Origin of the sequence: Leptolyngbya sp. FACHB-60 (genome assembly GCF_014695775.1) — a bacterium.
Classification (GTDB): Bacteria; Cyanobacteriota; Cyanobacteriia; order Phormidesmidales; family Phormidesmidaceae; genus Nodosilinea.
Genome location: NZ_JACJOX010000022.1, coordinates 189,479 through 210,692 on the forward strand (window position 1 = coordinate 189,479; position 21,214 = coordinate 210,692).

The window sequence follows — 21,214 nt, forward strand, 5'->3', positions numbered from 1 at the left end:
AATTGAATGGAACCGTGAATTCTGCGCTGCCGTCAAGGGGATGGCAGGGTCGTCTATCGCCGTTAAGCATTCACCTCAGGAGATACCCATGCAGCGATGGAAACAGGTTTTAGGCACCAGCTCGGCGAGCGTTGCCCTATTGACGGCAGCATTGTCAGGGCTGCTGCCAGGGGCAATAGTGCCAGCGGCGATCGCTCAACGCCCGGCGGTAACAGTAGCTCAGGCCGATGTGACGATCGCCCAGGAGATTTTGCGCCTAGTCAACGTCGAACGCCGGCGGGTAAATGCGCCGCCCCTGGTGCTCAACGATAAACTCACCGCCGCTGCCCAACGCCATGCTCAAGATATGGCCACTAGCCGCCGCATGAGCCACACCGGGTCAGACGGCTCAACGATGCGATCGCGCATTGACGCCACCCAGTACAACTGGTCAACCATCGGCGAAAACGTCGCCATGGGGCAGCCCACTGCCGCCACCGTCATGGCCGCCTGGATGAGTAGCCCTGGCCACCGCCAGAATATTCTCAATCCTGCCTTTACTGAGCTGGGGGTGGGCTACGCTACAGGAGCAAATCGCCCCTACTGGGCTCAAGTGTTTGCCAGACCACGCTAGGCCTCACCCTAGGTCATATCTTGGAGGTTGGGCTAACGCCAGCCTTGTCCAAGGGCAGGGATGAGTGTTCTTCTAAGCGCAGTGGCATCGCTATAGCTTTGAATATTCATCCAGCCATGGCCACTTTTGAATAGGCTCACAACGGTATACCAGGCTACAATGTTGCGTCATGTGAACAAACGTTAAGGATGCGTATTAACTGCTTCGCTCCCTTTTGTTGGGGTTGCACTATGTAGTTGGGGTGGTAAGTAGATATTCTCATTGCCATCCAATTGTTGGAGGGCTATTCCATGACTACTACAGCAGCTAATTCGACCCTGACTCGGCGTTACACCTTAGACGATCTCCGTGATGAGGCTAAGCAGCTCGTAGAGCGCGGCACACTAGACCGCTGTCAGCCCATCTGTGCGCTGTGCGGCTACATTGCAGCCCGAGAGTGGCCATTGATTGAGGCTGAGCTAGAGAGTAACGACTACGGTCTGCGCGATCGCATCGGCGATCTGATCCCCCACGAAACTTGGAGCAATGACTAACGACTTCTAGAACGATAGAGGGTAGTGGGGCGATTCCCAGGGGGATCGCTTCGCAAGTTGCTAGGGTTGTGCACTAGCCACTGCTCCCCCACCTGGCTAAGGGCCGCCATGATCGGCTGCACTTCATGCCCCTTAGGGGTAAGCGAATACTCGACCCGTGGAGGAACCTCAGGAAATACTGTGCGCTTGACCAAGCCGTAGCTTTCTAGCTCGCGCAGCCGAGCAGTCAGGGTTTTGGTGCTAATGCCAGGCAGGGCCGACAAAAACTCATTGGTGCGGCGGCTACCTTGAAACAGCTCTTGCAAGATAAGAATGGCCCACTTGCCGCCAATGTATGACAACACCAGATGAACCGGACAATCGAGCTTCGTACCGTTGGATGTGTGAGGCATAGGCATCACTCCGGTATGGGTGTTATTTTCCATTGTGAAGGATTATTCCGGGGATGTTGGTCACTTTGGTACTGGATGCCGAGAATTTAAGCTTCTTTTTAGATCCGTCCCTAAGCCCTTTGGAATAGGGCCACGATGAGCAGATAGGTACTTCAACAAGAATAAAGTTGGCCGTACCTGGGTTGGGGAAAGAATTGCCAAACTCTTCATGCGGCAGCGGTCTGAAGGGTTGGGGTTCTTATCATTACTGGGCTTACCCGCCTAAATCAGTACCTAGTCAGTCGACCTGCAAAAATTAGGAATGATAGGGTAGTAGTGTGCCGTGCTAGCCTAGGCTTTCTGCTTAATTTTTTGGTTTTTAACTCCTATCAGGTGTGGCCATGTCGTCCCAAAAGCCTTTCCGCAACCCCAACCGTTCTTCTGGGTCGGAGCCTCGCCAAAATGCGGAGGGTTACCGAGGCGGCAAGCCCCGCCAGAGTGGTGAGGGCAAGCCCCGCTATGACAGCGATAAACCTCGCTATGACAGCGGCAAGCCCCGTTCTAAAGACGATAAGCCTCGCTATGGCGAGGGCAAACCTCGTTACGAAGGCAGCAAGCCCCGCTACGGCGACGAGAAACCCCGCTATGACGGTGCCAAACCCCGCTTTAAAGACGACAAGCCGCGCTACGAGGGCAGCAAACCTCGTCAAGGAGGCGACAAGCCCCGTTATGGTGACGAGAAACCCCGTTATGGTGACGACAAGCCTCGCTTCAAAGACGACAAACCTCGTTATGACGGTGCTAAACCCCGCTTTAAAGACGACAAGCCGCGCTACGAGAGCAGCAAACCTCGTCAAGGGGGCGACAAGCCCCGTTATGGTGACGACAAACCCCGCTATGGTGACGACAAGCCTCGCTATGAGGGTGGTAAGCCTCGTTTCAAAGACGACAAACCCCGCTATAGCGGCGACAAGCCTCGCTATGAGGGTGGCAAGCCTCGCTACGACGAAGGTAAATCCCGCTATGCAGGGGGCGATCGCGCTGCCTCTGCCCCACCCCGCTCGTTTGGGGCCAGCAGCCAGGGGGCGGGCGATGGCGACGATGTGCAGGATGAAACCGATTTGATCTACGGTCGTCATGCCGTAGAAGCCGCTCTCCAGGCCCAGCGGCCCCTAAATCGTGTGTGGGTCAACGATCGCATTCGCTACGATCCCCGATTTCTACCGCTGATCGATGAGGCCAAAGCCAACGGCGCGGTGATTGATGAAGTAGACACCATACGGCTCAACCAGATCACTGCCGGAGCCAGCCACCAGGGGATCGCTGCCCAGGCCGCTGCCCACGCCTACCACGACCTCGATGGGATGATCGAAACCGCCCTGGGATCAGCTAAGGTGCCGGTGATTATTGCCGCCGACAGCATTACCGATCCCCACAATTTGGGAGCGATTATTCGCACCGCCGAAGCTCTCGGGGCTCAAGGGATCGTGATCCCGCAGCGGCGAGCAGTAGGGGTAACGTCAACCGTGGCCAAAGTGGCCGCTGGCGCTTTAGAAAGTCTGCCCGTAGCGCGAGTCGTCAACCTAAAGCGCGCCCTCGATACCCTCAAAGAAAAGGGGTTTTGGATCTATGGGCTATCGTCAGAAGCGAGTCAGCCAGCGCACCGCACCACCTTCGATCGCCCAACGGTAATTGTGGTCGGCTCTGAGGGCAGCGGCCTCAGCCTGACTGTGCAGCAGAGCTGCGACACGCTGCTATCAATTCCGCTACGAGGAATGGTTCCCAGCTTAAATGCATCGGTGGCTACAGGCATGGCTCTCTATGAGATCTATCGTCATCAATGGGTAGCCCAGGAACAAATTTCCTCTTTGCAAAATCAAAAGCAAGGCAGTATAACCAAAAATGGTGCGGCGCTGCCTAAAAATGGCCTAGAGCCGTAGCTATCCCTTGAGAAACTTTAAAAACTAGGCAGATAGGCAGGATCTATGAACAACCTTTTAGGTCGCTTTTTAAATAGCATCTTAAGTAGCATTTTAGGCTCGAGCAAAGCCTGGTGGGTTGAGATTAAGACCAGTCAGCCCGCCTGTACCTACTATTTTGGCCCCTTTGATAGCGAGTCTGAGGCTCATAGCGCTAAAGGGGGTTACGTCGAAGACCTAGAACAGGAAGGGGCGCAGAACATTCAACTGATGGTTTCGCTGTGCAGCCGCCCCAAGCAGCTCACCATCACCGATGAGTGGGATACCCCAGTGGGAGAGTTTTCGACCCCTGCCTTTAGCGGTCAGCCTTAGGGAACTGTAGCCATCGCCAGCTTGGTGAGGACATTCTGCATAATCCCTTGGAGCAATGGCTATACGCCAGTGCGCCGCTCCAGTGTCGGCAAGTGGTAGTGACTCGTGTCCTAAGCACAGCGGTCAACGTTGTAAGTTTTGCTCTAAAAAACGTCCTAGGTGAGGACGCATACTCATTTTGTTGGGCCTGTTGTGGTTAATCCCTAGACAGCTATTGCGCTTGAGCGAGCTATCTCGATTGGCTGTCAGTGTTTCTCAACGTTAGCTCGGGTCCGTGCCGGCCTAGCCATATATCAATATCGGCTAGCAGCTGATCTGGGATTTCCCAGGGCAACAGGTGGGCTGTGTTGGGGTAGCAGTGGCTTTCTGCCCTATGCAGATGGTCAGCGGTTTCGAGGCTGGCCTGGGCAGTAATGTGGCAGTCGTCTGCTCCACAGAGCACTAGGCAGGGCACGGCGATCGCCCCTAGATCGGGTAGGCGGTTGTAGCGGCGGGCCAGGGCGCGGTTGAGGGCACGGTTCGCCAGAGGCGAGGTGCCTAGGTAGGCCCAAAAACCTTCTTTTGCTAAGCGGTGGTAGGCATGGGGGGTATGCTGCCGCAGCAGGTAGCGGTAGAGCGATCGTGGCCCCAGTCCGTAGCGCACTAGCCCATTACCAGGAGCGATCACATTCAAAATTGATCCCAGGCCAGTGTTGACCAGCTCCAGCCAGGTGGTGGGCGGGTGGGCACCTACGGGGCGGGCTGCCGTGGCAATGAGAATCAGCCCCACCACTCGTTGGGGGTAGCGCAGGGCCAGTTCCATCGCCAAAATGCCCCCTAACGACCAGCCCAGCACCAGGCAGCGATCAATGCCTTGGGCATCGAGCAGCTCTACCAGATCGGCGAGACTGTCGTTAAGGTCAAAGGGCGATCGCGTTTGGCTAGCGCCGTAGCCTCGCAGGTCGGGGGCTATGGTTTGGTAGCGATCGCTCAGCCGTTCGGTAAACACCCCCATGGTTTTGGCCGACCCTGGGTGCCCGTGCAGACAAAGAATGGGAAAGCCCTGGCCCTGGATGGTGCAATGCAGTTTCATGATGTGTGGCGATCCCCGCTGTAGCGCACCCGATTTACCATAGCCTGGCTGGGCCGGATGTTGCCAGACAACCTTAGCGCTCAGCCATACGGCTTTAGTCTAGGGTAGCGGGGGTGGAAGTCGGCTCCGAAGTGGAAGCGGGCAGGCCCATGCAGAGTTCGGCGGCATCGTCTTTGCTCAGGTCAGTATCCGGATCAAGGTTAGGGTCGCCTGGGCTAGAGGGGGTAAATTTTGGCAGTGATGCTAACGAGCCTTGAGCTTCAAGTGCGGTGGGCAAGAGCTGACCGCTGGGGGACAGGCAGTAGGCAATCGGCAGCCCCTTAGCAGGAGCATCGACGGCCGGGATCAGGTGAACCGTTTCGGAGCCAATCTGGCTTCGGTGATGTAAGACGGGCGCTGCGTCGTCCCGCAACGCGGTGGCTTCAGGCTGGACGTTTGGGTTGGGGAGGAAGCCTGCCGATTCAGCCGTTGAGGGGGCGATCGCGGCTTCTTCCCCAGGCGTGCCCCCTAGAGTAGAGCCATCGGTCGCCGCTGGGCTGGGCTGGGGACGAACGATCCGAGGCCGGGGAGATGCCGCGTTGAGGGGCAGGCTTTCGGGAATGGCTCTAGCAGGGATCGCTTCGCCCGTTGCTGCCCCTGAACGAACCGACTCCCACAGCACAGGTGCCTGACCGACTGGCTCAGGGTTTACCGCTGCTGTCACCACCTGGCTTTGGTGGTCTGCGGTACCGGCTTGGCTGGCCGGGCCTGGGGCAGGGGATAAGGCCACGCTGCCGTTAGATTGGTGGGCGGCGGACTGAACGGCTGGGTTGAGGGTTGCTGCCCGTATGGCGTTAACGGGTACCGAGTTACTAATCGCAGCGGTCCCAGTGGGTTCAGGGCTTCTAAGCTCAAGAGGCGTTTCCGAACGGACGGCAAGCTGAGGGATTGTGGTCGCCCCAGGGGCAGGATCTGATTGCCGGGCGGTCAGGGTTTCGCCATGGAGCCTGACGGTAGTGCTAGAGGCTGCCTCTGCTTCCTGGGCTACGGTCAACCTAGGGGCCTGCTGCTGGAATCGGGCGCTATAGCCTTGGTGCCTCAGCGGGGCAATAGGATAGGTGCGGGCTACGCTGGCCGACGCCCCTGGGTTTAAGGCAACGCTGCTGAAGCCAGGAGTATTGATGGCAGAAGGGTTCACCTCGGGAGCAATAGGCGTGGGCCAGGGGGGCGTGGGCAGAGAGGCGATTCCCTGGGTGTTAAAAGTGCTGCCCTGGGCAACGTTAAAGGCTGGATTTTCTGCAACCGCCGCCGTGGGCTGAGAGAGGTTGGGTCGGGCCAAGGCGGCGGGCTGGGGAGCAGTCGTCAGTGGAGTTGACGGCGATAGACGAGCACTCTGCTGGCTCCGCAGGCGCTGTAGCCGATCGTGCAGGGCTGCCGCTTGGGGTATGGTTTCGCCATTGCTTCTAGCTGTGCTAGAGGCTGTGCCTACCGCCGGGTTGAGGCGACCGCCCTGAATAACCTGCCGAGGGCGCACTTCGGGGCGGGCCATAGGGCTAGACCCGGTGGCTATGAGCCCTGGCTGAGCCTTGATTTCGGCGGCGTCTCCATCCGGGGGAGGCGCGCTCGGGTTAGGAGAGCTGGATTGTTCGGCGCTACAGGCCGCCAAAGCCAGTAGCCCGCTGCATGATGCTAGAGCCCAGACACGCATACCTCAAATTTCCTAGGATTGGTCAGACTGTCTTGGTTCTCTCTACGGCGATCGCCTCCGCAATCAGCACATTCCTGGAGTAGAAGTGTAAAGATTCTGTTGCGTTCGGCTATGGTGGCATTACGCAAAATTCAAACGTTGTAAAGCAGGGCTAACCCAGGTATGCGAGGTGAATTAGCGGCCCTGATGGCTGCCTTTTTGTGGGCGGTGGCCACGGTGGTGTTTGGGCGGCTGGGCAAGACGCTATCACCGCTGGTGCTCAACCTGGCTAAGGGGGCGATCGCCCTGGTGCTGCTCTCCCTAACCCTGGTGTTGGTGGGTCAGAGCGTCGCAGGTTTAGACCACCAAGCCGTAAGCATTTTGGCCCTCAGCGGCGTAATTGGCATCGGCTTGGGCGATACGGCTTACTTTGCTGCCATCAACCACCTCGGTCCTCGACGGGCGCTGCTGCTCGAAACCCTGGCTCCGCCCTTGGCTGCTCTGATGGCCCTGGTGTTTTTGCAGGAAACCCTCAGCGGGCGAGCTTGGCTGGGCATCGGCCTCACCCTAGCCGGGGTGGGGTGGGTGATCGCCGAGCGAGTGCCGGGGGCGGCTCCGGGCCGGGCCGACTACCGAGGCGTGCTGTATGGGGTGCTAGCGGCCTTGGGTCAGGCTACTGGAGCAGTGATGTCGCGGGCCGTGCTGGCTGACACTGAAATTGCCCCCATGTGGAGTTCGCTGCTGCGGCTGGGGGGCGGCTTCATCATCATTGTGGGAATTTTGCGATCGCAGGGGCCAGTGGTAGTGCAGCTCAGACCGCTGCGATCGCCCAAATTGCTGGCCGGGGTGGCGCTGGCGGCGGGTTTTGGCACCTACCTGGCGATTTACCTTCAGCAGATGGCGCTGAAGTACGCCGCCACTGGTGTCGCCCAGGCGTTGACCTCTACCAGCCCGCTGTTTGTGCTGCCCCTGGCGGCGGCCCTGGGCGATCGCGTCAGCCTCCGAGCAATAGTAGGGGCAATCGTGGCTCTAGCCGGCATCGGCATTTTGGTGAATGGCTAGGCAGCCATTAGGCCGGGGCGTTATCGGGGCCAGTTTGAGGTGGGCCAACCAGCTGGCTCAAATTCTCAGCATCAACGGCGTAGGCAGCCCCAAACCCCATCACAAACCGCCCAGCCTGGGGGCTAAGGCAAAAGATTTGAAAGTCGTCGAGCGATCGCAGCATGGGAATAATGTCGCCAAAGCGCTGCTCAAAGCGATCGGCAACTGCCTCCCAAGCAGCAGTACTCCGAAGCAGCAGGCTGGCCTGACAGTCGTAGGCAATGCGCTGGCGGGCAAACACCTGGGGGGCTTCCGCCTCATCTTCGATCAGTAGAATGCTGGCTAAACCACTGCTTTGCAGGTTTGCCGTGTGAGCCGACAGCCCGCTGGTGAAGATGTAGATCTGGTAGTCTTCGTCTATCACATAGGGCGCATAGCTGGCGTGGGGTAGACCAGCGCTGTTGACGGTGCTCAGCATCAGGCTATGTACCCGGCTGGGCAAGTCTTGGTAGGCCGCTAAAACCGCTGCAAAACTAGGCATTGGCGAATGGCAGTAAGCTATAGAAACAACGGATCGAGGCTGTGCCGCCGCTGCGGCTTAGCGCTAGAGTAATTGAGTTTTGGCACTCTGGATATTATGTCGCGTTTATCTCGTCAGGTTCAGCCCGCTGAAGCCTATCTGGGCAAACTAACCCCGGCTGATCGGGCAACCCTAGCCAAACGCGATGTGTTGGTGAAGGGCGGCAAGGGCCAGTATGGAATCATGGCCGCCACCTCGGCGTCCCACGCGATGGCCTGGGACGTGCTGACCGACTACGACAACTTCTACCAATTTTTGCCGACGGTGGTGAAAAGCCGCGTGGTCGAGATCGACGGCGATCGCACCGTGGTCGAGCAGATCGATCGCCGCCGCATTCTGCTCTCCACCATGGAATCGACGGTGCTGACCGAAAACCTGGAGTTGGACGGTCAGCAGATTAGCTTCCGACTGCTCAAAGGAAACCTGGAGTATATGTACGGCCACTGGCGCATCGATACCGCCACCCTGTCCCCTGGCACCGAGCCGGTGTGCTTGCTCTCGCAGCAGGTGCGGGCCGAAGCCGATGTTGGCCCCTTTAAGCCAATGTTCTACAGCATGTTTGAAGCTGGCTTAGTCGACACCATAAAGGCGCTGCGAGGCGAGATGGAGCGGAGAGCAGCTTCGTCTGAACTTTAGAAAATATAAAATTTTAGGTATTTTTGCGCAGGCCAAAGCAAAAATGCCACCTGGCAATCGCAACTTATTCGATACTTAAAGCAATGATCCCCAACGCTTTGCTCTGAAAGCGTTAGGCTATGTTTATCATCACCTAGGCCAAACTCAAGGCCGGTTTCTTACGGTTCGTAATATTTATCCGGATGCAGCTTGTTCCGAGAATTCTACGAATTAATTGTAAGGAATTTATAAAGACCCCTTAGATTGTGGCCCTGGCTATGGGTACTCTCAAGGAAGGTGAAGGTGCTGCTGCCAGTTAATCGTTCTTCTGGTCGTTTGATTTTGGTCTTTGGGACATGCAAACTCCGCTTTCCACTAACTTCAGCCGCTACGCCCCAGCCGTCGATCATCTGCTGTTCTACAAGATCGTCCCCGATGCTGACGGCATTCGGCTACGCATTTGGGAAAGTGCTACTGACCTCGATCAGAGCTCCTCTCCCTACCTCTACATTCTCAATTTGAGAGTAGGCTCCATGACAGAGGCCAAGCGACGTTTGAAGGCCCATCTGGCACTCAACGGGGGAAGTCTATCCGCTGGCCAAGAGCTGCCTCACAAAGGCAAAGTCAAACTTCTGCCCCACCCTACGTGGAATGGCACTGAGGACATAGAAGACAGCTACTAAACTACTTCAGCAGTTCAGTAGGCAAATCTATCTTTGGTTATAGATCCACGAACCTTGAGCCAGCTATCGGTTCCAATTAGCTGGCAGGGACGCGATCGCGGCCGCTGAGCCTCCCAATCGAGGAATTTGAGCGCGATCGCACCCACTGCCCTAACTACTCTTGGCGCACCTTAAACGAGCGCCCGCTCCCGATCTGCTGCGCCGGATAGTAGCTGGCCACTAGGGCGATCGCCATCCACCACAGCGTACTGATTTGGGGCCGATACATCACCGTGTCAGCTATTCCCTGACCAAGGATGCCGCTGATCGAGGCGATCGCCCCCATTAGCCAGTAGCCCTGCTGATCTTGCGTGGCCCGCAGTCGCTGGAGCTGCACCCAGCCCTGGTGAAAAATCAGCAGCAGCAGCCACAGAAATGCCGTCAACCCAATGATGCCCCCCTCCACCAGCACCTCTAAAAAGACTGAGTAGGCGCTCAGGGCAGTGTAGCGAGGCCGCTGAAAGAGGGGATAAACTGCATTAAAGGCATCATTGCCGGGGCCAATGCCCAGAATGGGACGGGCGCGAATCATGTCAATGACTGCAGCCCATACATTCATGCGAAAGTTGTTGCTGCTGTCGGCCCGGCCAACAAAGATACTCAACACCCGCGCCCGCAGCGAATCGACCGAGATTATCCCTGCTATGACTACCGCTGCCGCGCCACCCAGCAGTAGCGGCAGCGCCCAGCGCTTCCAAAAGGGTGAAAACCAGACACTCCAGTACTGCACCAGCAGCGTCATCAGCACAAAGCCAGCGATCAAAAAGCCAATCCAGCCGCCGCGGCTCAGGGTCAAAATCAGGCATAGGGTGTTTACCAGAGTGGCTAAGATGGCTAGCCCCTTCGGTACCCAGCGGGGCCAGACAAACACTGCCGCAGCGCTCAAAATCACCCCTGGAATGAGGTAGCCCGCCAGCAGGTTAGGGTTGCCCAAAAAGCTGTACACCCGCGTCACATCAGCCACCGCCGACTTGCTGTCTACCCAGGTAGCCAGGGCTGTCGCCCCAAAAAAATATTGCCGCAGACCGTATATCGCCACCGGTAGGGTGGTCAAAATGTAGGCCAAAATCAGCAGCCCCCTAGCCCGAGGCCGTCGCGCCAACCGCGCAATGAGTAAAAACAGCAAGATATTGAGCGTCAGCTTGATCAGGCCGTTAACAGCCGCCCCGCGCACCGGTGAAAGAGCCGTGGCCAGCACCATCACCCCCCAATAAACCGCCACCGTGAGGTGAACCGGCGATAGGCCCGCCCCGGCTTCATCGGTGAGGGTGAGCAACGCCCACAGGGCCGCCGCCGCCAGCAGCAGCACCCCAATCAGCGTAGTCGAGACGTAGGGAGCCAGGGCAAACAGCAGCACCACAATGGCCAGGCCAATCCAGTCGCCCCAGCGCAATAGCCAGCTACCTTGCCGCCACCGCCGCAGCGGGGCCAGCAGCCGATGGATCAGGCTGGCATCGCGCCACTGTTCTAGGGCAAAACGGGAGAGGGTGAGCTGTTGCCAAAAGTCAGTCAGCATTGATAGGGAGGGGCGATCGCCGATTAAATCCATCCCATCATGCCAAGCTTTGACCGAGTTGAAGCACTCGATTAATTTTTCTCGGTAGCGAAAATTCTAGGTATAGGGTTCAAGGTATGGGGTCTAAGACACCGCCTTGAACCCTATACCTTGAACCCTTGAACCTTTAAGAAACTGTTAGGAATGGGGGATCGTTTAGGGGGCACACAATGTTTTGTAACTGCCCTGTAGCTTTAACTAAGGGTTAATGCCCGGCTCAGAATCCCCTGTTTAGAATGAGGACAACACCAGAAGTCCCCTTTTGCCCCGAATTTGAGGAGAAACCCATGGCCAGCCTCTTAGAGCAGCTTCGGCAAATGACCGTTGTTGTCGCCGACACCGGAGACATTCAAGCCATTGAGAAATTTACCCCCCGCGACGCCACCACCAACCCTTCACTGATTACGGCGGCGGCGCAGATGCCCCAATATCAAGCGATTGTCGATGATACCCTGCTCAAGGCCAAGGCCGACTCGGGCTCGGGTGCCTCTGACAAAGACGTTGCTAACCTGGCCTTTAAAAGTCTAGCGGTAGCCTTTGGCCACAAAATTTTGGGCCTTATCCCCGGTCGCGTCTCCACCGAGGTAGACGCTCGCCTCAGCTACGATACCGAAGCCACGGTATCCACCGCCCGCGACATCATCGCCCAGTACGACAAGCTGGGCATTACCCCCGAGCGGGTGCTGATCAAGATCGCCGCCACCTGGGAGGGCATTAAAGCTGCCGAAATTCTCGAAAAAGAGGGCATTCACTGCAACCTGACCCTGCTGTTTGGCATTCACCAGGCGATCGCCTGCGCCGAGGCCGGCATTACCCTAATTTCTCCCTTTGTGGGCCGCATTCTCGACTGGTACAAAAAAGACACCGGCCGTGACGATTACCCCGCCTCCGAAGACCCCGGCGTGCTGTCGGTGACCGAGATCTACAACTACTACAAAAAATTTGGCTACAAAACCGAGGTGATGGGGGCCAGCTTCCGCAATCTGGGTGAAATCACTGAACTGGCGGGCTGCGATCTGCTGACCATCTCACCCCAGCTGCTGGCTAAGCTCGACGAGACCCAGGCCGACCTGCCCCGCCAGCTCGACCCCGCTAAGGCTTCATCAATGGAGATTGAGAAACTCTCCATTGATGAAGCGACCTTCCGGTCGATGCATGAGAGCGATCGCATGGCCACCGAAAAGCTCGATGAAGGCATCAAAGGGTTTAGTAAGGCCCTCGAAGCCCTAGAGGGCTTACTCGCTACCCGTCTGACCCAACTCACCCAGAGCAACGGCACCACCTCCACCGCTGGGGATGACCAGTTTGACCTGTTCAAAGCCTATGACTTAGACGGCGACGGCTTTATTACTCGGGAAGAATGGCTCGGCACCGATGCCGCCTTCGATGCCCTTGACCTCGACCACGACGGCAAGCTTTCCTCCTCGGAGATTGTGGCCGGGTTGGGGCCTGCCTTTGAGGTTGCTCAAGTCTAAATTTTCTAGGGCTGAGATAATTCAGGCCTTTGAGAACCTGAGTTTTCCCGTCGTCGGTACGGGCACGAGAAAATTCTGAGCTGGTTTGCGATCGCCAGTCGAGCCTAAATGCGGGTTCGGCTGGCAATTATTCAGCTGCCTGGCCTGGCCTATTGCCGAGCTGGGCTTAGTGGATCTGCCAGGGTGTTTCCGCAAAACCGTATTGAGCGCTACAGCTTGCCGCGCCCTTACCCCAGTATTGGTTAGAGCGGCTGTGCTTTTCTCTACCGCTGAGAAAAGCACAGCCCCATTCCTATTGCTGTGCTGACTGGCCACCCGGGCACCCTATAGAGATGACCCCAACCCTGGATTTTTAGGAGACCCCTGGTGCTATTTGACGCCTACGACCCCGGCGACTTTTTTGATGAACTGTTTTCAAGCCAGGGCCAGCCTCGCCCCGAAGCCGAGCTGCTGGTGCGGCGGGTCAACGCCATGTCGCTGGTAGAGCTACAGCAGCGGCAAAAAGCGGTGCAAAACGCCTTATTTAAGCTGGGTGTCACCTTTAATGTCTACAGCGACAATCAGGGTACCGAGCGCATCTTTCCCTTCGATGTGATTCCGCGCATTGTGCCGGGACACGAATGGGAATGGATCGAAAAGGGCCTCAAGCAGCGCATCTACGCGATCAACTGCTTTATCCACGACGTTTACAACGATCAGAAGATTTTGAACGATGGTGTGATTCCGCGCCAGGTGGTGGAGTCGGCCCCTGGATTTCTCAAACCCTGCATGGGCCTCAATCCGCCCAACAACATCTGGTGCCACATCACCGGCACTGACCTGGTGCGTGACAAAGAAGGCACTTGGTACGTGCTCGAAGACAACATGCGCTGCCCCTCGGGCATCTCCTACGTGCTTGAAAACCGGCGGGTGATGAAGAACACTTTTCCCCACCTGTTTGCGGCCATGGATATTGCGGCGGTGGACGACTACGCCAGCCAGCTGCTCGAAACGCTGCTGAACCTGGTGCCCGAGACGCTCATCAACCCTCGGGTAGCGGTGCTCACCCCCGGCATGTACAACTCGGCCTACTTTGAGCATTCCTTTTTGGCCCAACAGATTGGGGCTGAACTGGTGGAGGGACGCGACCTGGTGGTGTCGGACGGCTACCTAAAAATGCGCACCACCAAGGGCCTGGAGCGGGTCGATGTGGTATATCGCCGCATCGACGATGACTTTATCGATCCCCTGGCCTTTCGGTCCGACTCGCTGCTGGGGGTGCCGGGGCTAATGGAGGTGTATCGGGCCGGGCGGGTGGCGATCGCTAACGCCCTCGGCACCGGTGTCGCCGATGACAAGCTGATCTATGCCTATGTGCCGCAGATGATTCGCTACTACCTCGACGAAGATCAGCTGATCCCCAACGTGCCGACCTACCTGTGCGAAGACGCCACCCAGCAGGCCCACGTGCTCGACAACTTAGACCAGCTGGTGGTGAAGGCCACCAATGCCTCCGGCGGCTATGGCATGTTGGTTGGCCCCCACGCCACCGCAGAGGAGCGGGCCGAATTTGGCGATCGCATTCGCGCCAACCCCCGAGGCTATATCGCCCAGCCCACCCTCTGCCTCTCACGGGTGCCCACCCTGATCGAAGACAGCTTCGAGGGCTGCCACGTCGATCTCCGGCCCTATATCCTCTACGGCCAGGATATCTACGTGAACCCCGGTGGTCTTACCCGCGTCGCCCTCAAGCGCGGCTCTCTGGTGGTAAATTCTTCCCAGGGCGGCGGTAGCAAAGACACTTGGGTCGTGAAATCCATTGATCCCAACGCCAAATTGCCCATCCAGCTTGACGGAGCGCCTGTGTAGGCGCGTGAAGGCTTAGAAGAGCCTTACTACTCCAAAACCACCTACATCCATCCACCCTCCTACCCCCTACCCTTCACCCTCCTACCCCTTACCCCCATGCTGAGCCGCGTCGCCGATTCGATCTACTGGCTAAACCGCTACGTGGAGCGGGCCGAAAACGTGGCCCGCTTTGTGGATGTAAATTTGAACCTGCTGCTGGATGCCCCTCCCGGGCTAGAGCAACAGTGGGAGCCTTTGGTCAGAACTACCGGCGATCAGGGGCTGTTTAAGGCCCGCTATGAGGAGGCCACGGCGGAGAATATTTTAAGATTTCTCACTTTCGATCGCGAGTACCCCAACTCGATCATCTCCTGCCTCAGGTCGGCAAGGGAGAATGCGCGATCGGTGCGGGAGATAATTTCCTCAGAAATGTGGGAGCAGGTAAATTCGTTTTATCTAATGGTGAATGAGGCCGCCGATGGCGGGCTGCTGTCAGAGCTGCACAACTTTTTCCCAGAAGTGAAGATGGCCAGTCACCTGTTTGCCGGGGTGATGGATGCCACCATGGCCCACACCGAGGGCTGGCATTTTGGTCAGCTGGGGCGACTGCTGGAGCGGGCCGACAAAACCGCTCGCATTCTTGATGTGAAGTACTACATTTTGCTGCCCTCGGTGACCGACGTGGGCTCGCCCCTGGATGATTTGCAGTGGATTGCCCTGCTCAAGTCGGCTAGCGCCTACGAGATGTACCGCAAGTGCCAGTACCGCATTACCCCCCGCGGAGTGACGGAGTTTTTGATTCTCAACCGCGAGTTTCCCCGCTCAATTCAGTTTTGTCTGATCGAGGCGGAGCGATCGCTCCATCAGATCTCCGGCACCTCAATGGGCACCTGGCGCACCGGTAGCGATCGCGCCCTCGGTCGCCTGCGCTCCGAACTCGACTACCTCACCATCGACGAAATTACCCAGCGGGGCCTGCACGAATTTCTTGACGATCTGCAAACCCGGCTCAACACTGTCGGCGCAAAAGTATTCTCTGACTTTTTTGCCCTAGAGCCAGCCTCATTGCCCTAGCGCACCAGCACCAGCAGCAGGCTCAACAACAGTAGCCCCCCCAGGGCCATCAGCCCCGGATGATTGCGCAGCCAAAAATTTATTTGCTGAGCGAACGAAGGAGCGGGCAGCGCCAGATCTTCCGCCGGCTTGACCGAGCGGTAGAGGGTGCAAGTCGTGGCCTTGGGGCGCTGGGGAAAGTTGCAGGTGTCGTCGGCGTCGTAGAGGCAGGTGGCGCAGAGAGCCTCATCCCCCTCGGTGCGGTGCAGCGTCATACCGGGGTGCCCGTGGGCCTTGAGGGTCAGCTGGCAGCGGGGGCACTGAATGGTGGTGGGTTCGATCGGGGCTTGGCAGCGGGGGCACGAAAGCATAGCAACGGGGGCAGCGTCCTACCGTCAACAACTATGGCCGTATGCTAGCGCAGGCCAACGCCCAGCAGACGGCGAAACAGGCGGTACCCAACCCGCACCCAGTCCAACATAAAGTAGGGCATCCGCAGGCCCAGAGGGCGGAAGAAAGGGCGATAGATCCACCGATAGGCCCGTTTTACGTCCTGCCAAGCTCGGTCAGGCGCTGCATTCAAGAAATCAGACACATCGACTACCACCCCACGCCCTTCGTGCTGCATCACGTTGCGCCCGTGGACATCGTGGGGAAACAACCCCCGCTGGCGGGCGTAGGCCAGGGCAGCGTCAATATCTCGAATTACCTGGGGCGGAATGTCAAGGCCCCGGTGCAGTGAGTCGTATAGGTTTATCCCGGGCAGGCGCTTCAAAATCAAAAAGGGAGTTTCGCTGAAGTAGCACTGCGAAAAGGCGGGGTGTTCGCCCAGACGGCGATAGACCTCCACCTCGGCCTCTATGCCCGGTCGGCCTGGAGCATAGACTTTGACGACCTGATCGGGATAGGCGGGGTGCATAAACACAGCGGCGTAGTTGCCCGCCCCCAGACAGCGCCAGGGCACCGGCACCCGATGAACCACCACAGGATCGTGAGGATCGATGCTTTCGAGGTGCAGCTCCGGCAGCAGCTCTTTGTGAACGCAGCGCACAAGTGCCTGAATAGGGTCAAGCATAGAGATGAATTTGCCAGTGAACCGCCAAGAAACTCAGTCGTGTCGCCAGTTTTTAATTGTGACAAGATCAGGGGCTTATGCGGAAGCTGATCTGATCAGCAGGCAAAGCGACCGCACCGTCGGCAAAAAGCTAAGTCGATGGATAGCGCCGCACCTGGTACTCGCGGGCATCGATCATGCGGTAAGCAAACTCAACAGCCTCGTTAAACCGACGCTCGACGGCGTCTAGCTCATTCTGGGGAATCGACTTCCACTGCTCACGAGTTTGCCAGCGCACGACATACACCACCTGGTCGAGCAAATCGGGCGAAATCCACACTTCCTTGGAGATGAAGCCGGGATATTGGCTCAGGGCTGCCGTCCAGATATCGTTATCGAGACGAACAAAGGTTTCACGGTTTTCGGGGTCGACCGCAAAGGTGAGCCATTCAATCACCATTAGGATGCTTCCTCCATAAGACGCGCAATCTGTTCTTCAAAGTAAGCCTGCTGGGAGCCGAGCACCCGCGCCAGCACCAGCCCTTCTCGGTAAGCGGCCAGGGCTGACGGGGTGGCCCCTAACTGCTCGTGCACTTGGGCCAGCTGGTCATAGGCGGCCATCATGCCGTAGGCGCTGTGGGCCTGCTGCTCGACTAGCAAGAGCTGTTCATAGAGGTAGCCCACATCAGTCCAGCGGCCGAGGGTTTTGTAGATCTCAGCCAGGTCGTTGATGGCGATCGCAGCAACCTCTAGCTGCTGCTGCTCGATCGCATTGGTGTAGGCAATCTGGTATTGGCGGGAGGCGGTGTCGAGATCACCCAGGGTGCGATAGTTGGTGGCAACCCGGTGCTGAAGGGGAGCAATTTGCGGCCACAGGCTAGCGTCACTTTGGTAAAGGGTGAGCAGGCGCTGCTGTAGGGCGATCGCCCCAGCAAAATCCTGGGCCTGCTCCAAATTCTCGGCTTGGAGCCCTAGGTAGCGAAGCTCGTCGTCGCGGTTGCCAGCGGTTTGAGCCAGGGCTACCAGCTCACCATAGACCTGGGCCGCCTCAGGAAAGTAAAACCAGTCGGCCCGCAGCGTCGCCAGGGCATCGAGCTGGCGGCGCTGCTCAGCCCCGTTGCCTCCGACCAGGGCGGCATCGGCCAGGTCGCGGCGAATTTCGGCGGCGGCATCGACATCCCCCAACACCTCGTAGCTAGCAGCCATCCCCTCTAGCCAATCGCCGTCGCTCGGCAGCGTGAGGTCGGCGCGAATCTCATTGAGGCGCAGGGCGTAGAGCTGTAGGTCGGGGGTGGCGTTGCGATCGCGCAGCACCTGTCCTACCCGCCCAATGGCAGCCAGCTCGGCCTCAATGCCCAACAGGCGACGTAGACGAATCTCCCGTCGCCAGAGCAGGCGGGCCGCTTCTAGCTCCCCCGCTTCGTCTAGGGCTACGGCCTCTAGGGCTAGCTGGTCAAGTTCTTGCTCTAGGGCGTAGAGCTCTAGCGGGCTGAGGGGGCGAGGCACCGTCTGCCTCGGCGGCAGCAGCGGGTCGAGGGGGTTGTCTTGCAGCGGGTCGGCCAAAAAGGGAAATCGAATTTCCGGGCGCAGAGCCTGGGCCAGAGCCAGCGGGGTAGTGCCGAGGGTGAGGGCGATCGCCACAGAGAGGCCGCCCAACAAGCGACGGAGCGACCTATTTTTCGATAAAAAACGAGGTGCAAAAAACTGGCGGGGCAACGGTTTTTCCCAAGCTGCTTACCCATCATAAACGCCGTCAACCCCCTAATGTGACAACCCCGTAACATCTCTGAAAGGCTCACCATAGAGGGAGCCGCATCCTGTAATCTGAAGATTCGGCAGTGATTTAACTGCCCTACCCATAGCGCTGTCCAAACTGCTTAAGACCGTTTGCCTCGGTCTGTTGACCGAGACGGCTGTTTGGCTCCCAACTGCCCTAGGCTGATCTCCCAGGACTGTCCTGATGTAAGTGGCGGTTGTAGCGCTATTACTAACCCTTTGCAAGCTTGTTTCAGACTATGCAATCCACCGCATCCCCCACTGTTTCGACTTCCCGGCGCACCGTTCGCATCGTGTCTCGCAAGAGCCAGCTGGCGCTGATTCAAACCCATTGGGTGCGGGATGAGTTGCAGCGCCACTTCCCCGAGCTCGCCTTTGAGATTGTCACCATGGAGACCCAGGGCGACAAGGTGCTCGACGTGTCGCTCTCCAAAATTGGCGATAAGGGTCTGTTTACCCAAGAGCTGGAAGACACCATGCTGCGGGGTGACAGCGACTTTGCCGTGCACTCCCTCAAAGACCTGCCCACCCGTCTGCCCGATGGGCTGATGCTGGGCTGCATCACCCACCGCGAAGACCCGGCCGATGCTCTGGTCGTCCACGAAAAGAACAAGGACAAGACCTTGGCTACCCTGCCCGAGGGCGCGGTGATTGGCACCTCCTCCCTGCGGCGGCTGGCCCAGTTGCGCCACCACTATCCCCACCTCAGCTTCAAAGACATTCGCGGCAACCTCAACACTCGCCTGCGCAAGCTTGACGAGGGCGGCTACGACGGCATTATTTTGGCGGCGGCGGGCCTTCAGCGCATGGATATGAGCGATCGCATCCACGAAATTCTCCCCGCCGACATCTCTCTCCACGCCGTGGGGCAGGGTGCCCTGGGCATTGAGTGCCGCACCGGCGATGAGGAAATCCTCAAGCTGCTGAGCGTGCTCTCCCACGCACCCACCACCGCCCGCTGCCTGGCCGAACGCGCCTTCTTGCGCGAGCTAGAGGGGGGCTGTCAGGTGCCCATCGGGGTGAACACAGATCTGGAAGGCGACACCCTGACCCTCACCGGACTCGTAGCCAGCCTCGATGGCCAGCAGGTAATTAAGAACGTTGTGCAGGGGCCAGCGGCTGAAGCCGAAGCGTTGGGCGAACAGCTGGCCCAGCATCTGCGAGCCGAGGGGGCGCAGACCATTTTGGATGAAATCAACGCCACCAGCCGTTCTTAGGTAAGCTGCGATCGCCTCCTAGGGTCAAAGTCTGACCATCCTGGCCTACCTACCCTTTAACGAGTTGGTGGGCCAATGCTTAGTGAGCAAGCGCCAGCTTGGGGTAACCAAGGGGCCAATTTGAAAAGCGGCCCTATTTACCCAGCTGAACTGAAGAAAAGCCTAAAATCTCCACAAAGTAGTCTCTGCATCTGGCCAAAGAGATAAATCATCAGTCACAATAAGCTCAAGATTGGCCGGATGTTTGTGGCCCCGACTCGTCTTCCCTCCGTGTCCAGGCTGGTATTAACCCGATGTCAATTCCCTCCCTTCCCCGGCTACTGTCCCTGGTGCAGCCTTCCATCCTAGCCTTTGTTTCCCTTGCGTTTGCTGGTGTAGCCGCTGAGGCAACTTTAGCCGCTACGCCACTCACTGAGTTTGAAGACAGCCCTAAGGTTGTTATCGATGAAGCCTGGCAAATTATCAATCGCGAGTACGTAGACGACAGCTTCAACCAGGTCGATTGGCAGGCCCTGCGCCAAGATCTGCTCGGGCGAGAATACACCTCTCAAGAAGCGGCCTATGGAGCCTTGCGGGCCGCTCTCCAGCAGCTCAACGACCCCTACACTCGGTTCCTCTCGCCGACAGAATACGCTGACCTCACCGAGCAGACCTCTGGCGAAGCCTCGGGAATTGGCGTGCGGTTAGAGCGCAATAGCCAGACCGGGGCGGTAGCGGTGACGAGTGTGGCCCCGGGTTCGCCAGCGGAGCTGTCTGGGATTGTCGTAGGCGATCGCATTCTGCTAGTCGATGGCCAAAGCACCGAGCGGCTCACCGCTGAAGGCGTGCTGCAACAGCTGCGGGGCAGCGAGGGCTCTCAGGTGACCCTCACCGTTTCTCGGGACGGCGGCGCTCCCCGCACCGTAATCATGACCCGCGCCCGGATGGATCTACCCACCGTTGAATACTCCCAAAAAACGGTCGGCGGTCGCCCCATCGGCTACATTCGGCTGATTGAGTTCAATGCCAACGCCCCTGCGCAGATGGCTGACGCTATTGGCAGCCTGACCGAGGCTGGGGTCGAAGGGTTTGTGCTCGATCTGCGTGGCAACCTTGGCGGACTGCTGATGGCCAGCGTTGACATCAGCCGCATGTGGCTGCAACACGGTCAAATCGTACGCACCCTCGATCGCCTGGGCAATGACGAAGCGATTTCGGCCAATCGCACTGCCCTCACCGACCTGCCGCTGACCGTACTGGTCGATAGCCGTTCGGCCAGCTCCAGTGAAATCTTAACCGGGGCTTTGCGCGACAACGACCGGGCCAAGGTAGTGGGCAACACCACCTACGGCAAAGCCCTAGTGCAGTCGCTCCATGGGCTTACCGATGGCTCTGGCCTGACCGTGACCGTAGCCCACTACTATACTCCCGATGGCATCGACATCAGCAGCCGGGGCATTACCCCCGATGTTGAGGTGGGCTTGAGCGATCGCCAGCGCCGCGAGCTATTTAGCAACCCTGCTCTGCTCGGCACCGATGCCGACGCTCAGTACCTTCGTGCCGCCGAGGTGCTGGAGCAAACCATTCTCGCCAGCCAGATGCGACCTACCACTGGCGCTAGCCGCTTGGGCCTGATTAACCCCGTCGAGTGACGGCCAAGCTATAGCTATGGCCAAGGTGATTAGGACGTAGCCTAAGCAAGGGAGTCTCATTGTAAGGAGTGAAATGGCCAAACCCTACAGCCTTGATTTGCGTCAGAAGGTCATCGACGCCA

General features: G+C 58.2%; 21 protein-coding genes. 12 read left to right on the top strand and 9 right to left on the bottom strand.

From position 1 onward, the window contains the following. The first annotated feature begins 88 nt into the window (after positions 1 to 88). Entirely contained in the window at positions 89 to 613 is a 525-nt protein-coding gene (locus H6F57_RS08875; protein ID WP_190628577.1) for a CAP domain-containing protein, read from the top strand. Between the two features lie 290 nt (positions 614 to 903). Further along, positions 904 to 1,146, top strand: coding sequence for a DUF4327 family protein (locus H6F57_RS08880; protein ID WP_190628576.1), 243 nt, complete (start codon positions 904 to 906; stop codon positions 1,144 to 1,146). On the opposite strand, the gene H6F57_RS08885 is transcribed toward H6F57_RS08880, so the two are convergent. Beyond that, positions 1,143 to 1,538: a helix-turn-helix domain-containing protein gene (locus H6F57_RS08885; RefSeq protein ID WP_242024939.1), complete on the bottom strand. Its 396-nt coding sequence runs from the start codon at positions 1,536 to 1,538 to the stop codon at positions 1,143 to 1,145. The genes H6F57_RS08880 and H6F57_RS08885 overlap by 4 nt on opposite strands. 380 nt (positions 1,539 to 1,918) lie before the next feature. Here H6F57_RS08885 and rlmB point away from each other — a divergent pair, with 380 nt between their 5' ends. Beyond that, entirely contained in the window at positions 1,919 to 3,457 is a 1,539-nt protein-coding gene (gene rlmB, locus H6F57_RS08890) for a 23S rRNA (guanosine(2251)-2'-O)-methyltransferase RlmB (protein WP_190628575.1), read from the top strand. A gap of 45 nt (positions 3,458 to 3,502) precedes the next feature. Then, positions 3,503 to 3,808, top strand: coding sequence for a DUF1816 domain-containing protein (locus H6F57_RS08895; protein ID WP_190628574.1), 306 nt, complete (start codon positions 3,503 to 3,505; stop codon positions 3,806 to 3,808). Between the two features lie 229 nt (positions 3,809 to 4,037). On the opposite strand, the gene H6F57_RS08900 is transcribed toward H6F57_RS08895, so the two are convergent. Both H6F57_RS08900 and H6F57_RS08905 read right to left on the bottom strand, forming a co-directional pair. Continuing rightward, positions 4,038 to 4,880 (bottom strand): alpha/beta hydrolase, encoded by an 843-nt coding sequence (locus H6F57_RS08900; RefSeq protein WP_190628572.1) that lies wholly within the window; start codon positions 4,878 to 4,880, stop codon positions 4,038 to 4,040. A 94-nt stretch (positions 4,881 to 4,974) separates the two neighbouring features. Continuing rightward, positions 4,975 to 6,567 carry a hypothetical protein gene (locus H6F57_RS08905; protein WP_190628571.1) on the bottom strand — a complete coding sequence of 531 codons (1,593 nt, stop codon included), beginning with the start codon at positions 6,565 to 6,567 and terminating at the stop codon, positions 4,975 to 4,977. A 162-nt stretch (positions 6,568 to 6,729) separates the two neighbouring features. On the opposite strand from H6F57_RS08905, the gene H6F57_RS08910 reads away from it, so the two are divergent. Further along, positions 6,730 to 7,608 carry a DMT family transporter gene (locus H6F57_RS08910; RefSeq protein WP_190628569.1) on the top strand — a complete coding sequence of 293 codons (879 nt, stop codon included), beginning with the start codon at positions 6,730 to 6,732 and terminating at the stop codon, positions 7,606 to 7,608. Positions 7,609 to 7,615: 7 nt separating this feature from the next. Here the strand turns inward: H6F57_RS08910 and H6F57_RS08915 are convergent, their stop codons facing one another. Further along, positions 7,616 to 8,128: a pyridoxamine 5'-phosphate oxidase family protein gene (locus H6F57_RS08915; protein WP_190628567.1), complete on the bottom strand. Its 513-nt coding sequence runs from the start codon at positions 8,126 to 8,128 to the stop codon at positions 7,616 to 7,618. A 96-nt stretch (positions 8,129 to 8,224) separates the two neighbouring features. Here H6F57_RS08915 and H6F57_RS08920 point away from each other — a divergent pair, with 96 nt between their 5' ends. Next, complete coding sequence (locus H6F57_RS08920) at positions 8,225 to 8,803, top strand: SRPBCC family protein (protein WP_190628565.1); 579 nt, start codon at positions 8,225 to 8,227, stop codon at positions 8,801 to 8,803. 335 nt (positions 8,804 to 9,138) lie between these two features. Further along, the gene (locus tag H6F57_RS08925) at positions 9,139 to 9,465 is read left to right on the top strand and encodes a hypothetical protein (RefSeq protein ID WP_190628563.1); all 327 of its coding nucleotides are present in this window, start codon (positions 9,139 to 9,141) and stop codon (positions 9,463 to 9,465) included. 154 nt (positions 9,466 to 9,619) lie between these two features. Here the strand turns inward: H6F57_RS08925 and H6F57_RS08930 are convergent, their stop codons facing one another. After that, a complete protein-coding gene (locus tag H6F57_RS08930) occupies positions 9,620 to 11,053 on the bottom strand; it encodes an IctB family putative bicarbonate transporter (protein ID WP_242024938.1) in 1,434 nt (477 codons plus the stop codon). A 293-nt stretch (positions 11,054 to 11,346) separates the two neighbouring features. Here H6F57_RS08930 and H6F57_RS08935 point away from each other — a divergent pair, with 293 nt between their 5' ends. The 3 genes from H6F57_RS08935 to H6F57_RS08945 all read left to right on the top strand — a co-directional run bounded on the left by H6F57_RS08935 (position 11,347) and on the right by H6F57_RS08945 (position 15,435). Beyond that, positions 11,347 to 12,534 carry a transaldolase gene (locus H6F57_RS08935; RefSeq protein WP_190628561.1) on the top strand — a complete coding sequence of 396 codons (1,188 nt, stop codon included), beginning with the start codon at positions 11,347 to 11,349 and terminating at the stop codon, positions 12,532 to 12,534. A 366-nt stretch (positions 12,535 to 12,900) separates the two neighbouring features. Next, complete coding sequence (locus tag H6F57_RS08940) at positions 12,901 to 14,382, top strand: circularly permuted type 2 ATP-grasp protein (protein ID WP_190628559.1); 1,482 nt, start codon at positions 12,901 to 12,903, stop codon at positions 14,380 to 14,382. Between the two features lie 96 nt (positions 14,383 to 14,478). Further along, positions 14,479 to 15,435 carry an alpha-E domain-containing protein gene (locus H6F57_RS08945; protein ID WP_190628557.1) on the top strand — a complete coding sequence of 319 codons (957 nt, stop codon included), beginning with the start codon at positions 14,479 to 14,481 and terminating at the stop codon, positions 15,433 to 15,435. Here the strand turns inward: H6F57_RS08945 and H6F57_RS08950 are convergent. The 4 genes from H6F57_RS08950 to H6F57_RS08965 form a co-directional block, all read right to left on the bottom strand. Beyond that, entirely contained in the window at positions 15,432 to 15,785 is a 354-nt protein-coding gene (locus H6F57_RS08950) for a hypothetical protein (RefSeq protein WP_190628555.1), read from the bottom strand. The genes H6F57_RS08945 and H6F57_RS08950 overlap by 4 nt on opposite strands. A gap of 44 nt (positions 15,786 to 15,829) precedes the next feature. Beyond that, a complete protein-coding gene (locus H6F57_RS08955; RefSeq protein ID WP_190628553.1) occupies positions 15,830 to 16,489 on the bottom strand; it encodes a serine/threonine protein kinase in 660 nt (219 codons plus the stop codon). A 130-nt stretch (positions 16,490 to 16,619) separates the two neighbouring features. Further along, positions 16,620 to 16,928: a TIGR03792 family protein gene (locus H6F57_RS08960; RefSeq protein WP_190628551.1), complete on the bottom strand. Its 309-nt coding sequence runs from the start codon at positions 16,926 to 16,928 to the stop codon at positions 16,620 to 16,622. Then, positions 16,928 to 18,124: a hypothetical protein gene (locus H6F57_RS08965; protein ID WP_190628549.1), complete on the bottom strand. Its 1,197-nt coding sequence runs from the start codon at positions 18,122 to 18,124 to the stop codon at positions 16,928 to 16,930. The genes H6F57_RS08960 and H6F57_RS08965 overlap by 1 nt, the downstream gene beginning before the upstream one ends. A 359-nt stretch (positions 18,125 to 18,483) precedes the next feature. Here H6F57_RS08965 and hemC point away from each other — a divergent pair, with 359 nt between their 5' ends. Both hemC and H6F57_RS08975 read left to right on the top strand, forming a co-directional pair. Further along, positions 18,484 to 19,461: a hydroxymethylbilane synthase gene (gene hemC, locus H6F57_RS08970; protein WP_190628547.1), complete on the top strand. Its 978-nt coding sequence runs from the start codon at positions 18,484 to 18,486 to the stop codon at positions 19,459 to 19,461. A 293-nt stretch (positions 19,462 to 19,754) separates the two neighbouring features. After that, positions 19,755 to 21,092 (top strand): S41 family peptidase, encoded by a 1,338-nt coding sequence (locus tag H6F57_RS08975; protein WP_190628545.1) that lies wholly within the window; start codon positions 19,755 to 19,757, stop codon positions 21,090 to 21,092. Positions 21,093 to 21,214: the final 122 nt, after the last annotated feature.

Coding starts and splice junctions, on each gene's coding strand:
- H6F57_RS08895 (WP_190628574.1), top strand. CDS start 3,503: ATGAACAACCTTTTAGGTCGCTTTTTAAATAGCATCTTAAGTAGCATT.
- H6F57_RS08885 (WP_242024939.1), bottom strand. CDS start 1,538: ATGCCTCACACATCCAACGGTACGAAGCTCGATTGTCCGGTTCATCTG.
- H6F57_RS08880 (WP_190628576.1), top strand. CDS start 904: ATGACTACTACAGCAGCTAATTCGACCCTGACTCGGCGTTACACCTTA.
- H6F57_RS08915 (WP_190628567.1), bottom strand. CDS start 8,128: ATGCCTAGTTTTGCAGCGGTTTTAGCGGCCTACCAAGACTTGCCCAGC.
- H6F57_RS08920 (WP_190628565.1), top strand. CDS start 8,225: ATGTCGCGTTTATCTCGTCAGGTTCAGCCCGCTGAAGCCTATCTGGGC.
- hemC (WP_190628547.1), top strand. CDS start 18,484: ATGCAATCCACCGCATCCCCCACTGTTTCGACTTCCCGGCGCACCGTT.
- H6F57_RS08935 (WP_190628561.1), top strand. CDS start 11,347: ATGGCCAGCCTCTTAGAGCAGCTTCGGCAAATGACCGTTGTTGTCGCC.
- H6F57_RS08945 (WP_190628557.1), top strand. CDS start 14,479: ATGCTGAGCCGCGTCGCCGATTCGATCTACTGGCTAAACCGCTACGTG.
- H6F57_RS08910 (WP_190628569.1), top strand. CDS start 6,730: ATGCGAGGTGAATTAGCGGCCCTGATGGCTGCCTTTTTGTGGGCGGTG.
- H6F57_RS08975 (WP_190628545.1), top strand. CDS start 19,755: ATGTCAATTCCCTCCCTTCCCCGGCTACTGTCCCTGGTGCAGCCTTCC.
- H6F57_RS08925 (WP_190628563.1), top strand. CDS start 9,139: ATGCAAACTCCGCTTTCCACTAACTTCAGCCGCTACGCCCCAGCCGTC.
- H6F57_RS08950 (WP_190628555.1), bottom strand. CDS start 15,785: ATGCTTTCGTGCCCCCGCTGCCAAGCCCCGATCGAACCCACCACCATT.
- rlmB (WP_190628575.1), top strand. CDS start 1,919: ATGTCGTCCCAAAAGCCTTTCCGCAACCCCAACCGTTCTTCTGGGTCG.
- H6F57_RS08875 (WP_190628577.1), top strand. CDS start 89: ATGCAGCGATGGAAACAGGTTTTAGGCACCAGCTCGGCGAGCGTTGCC.
- H6F57_RS08905 (WP_190628571.1), bottom strand. CDS start 6,567: ATGCGTGTCTGGGCTCTAGCATCATGCAGCGGGCTACTGGCTTTGGCG.
- H6F57_RS08960 (WP_190628551.1), bottom strand. CDS start 16,928: ATGGTGATTGAATGGCTCACCTTTGCGGTCGACCCCGAAAACCGTGAA.
- H6F57_RS08900 (WP_190628572.1), bottom strand. CDS start 4,880: ATGAAACTGCATTGCACCATCCAGGGCCAGGGCTTTCCCATTCTTTGT.
- H6F57_RS08955 (WP_190628553.1), bottom strand. CDS start 16,489: ATGCTTGACCCTATTCAGGCACTTGTGCGCTGCGTTCACAAAGAGCTG.
- H6F57_RS08930 (WP_242024938.1), bottom strand. CDS start 11,053: ATGGATTTAATCGGCGATCGCCCCTCCCTATCAATGCTGACTGACTTT.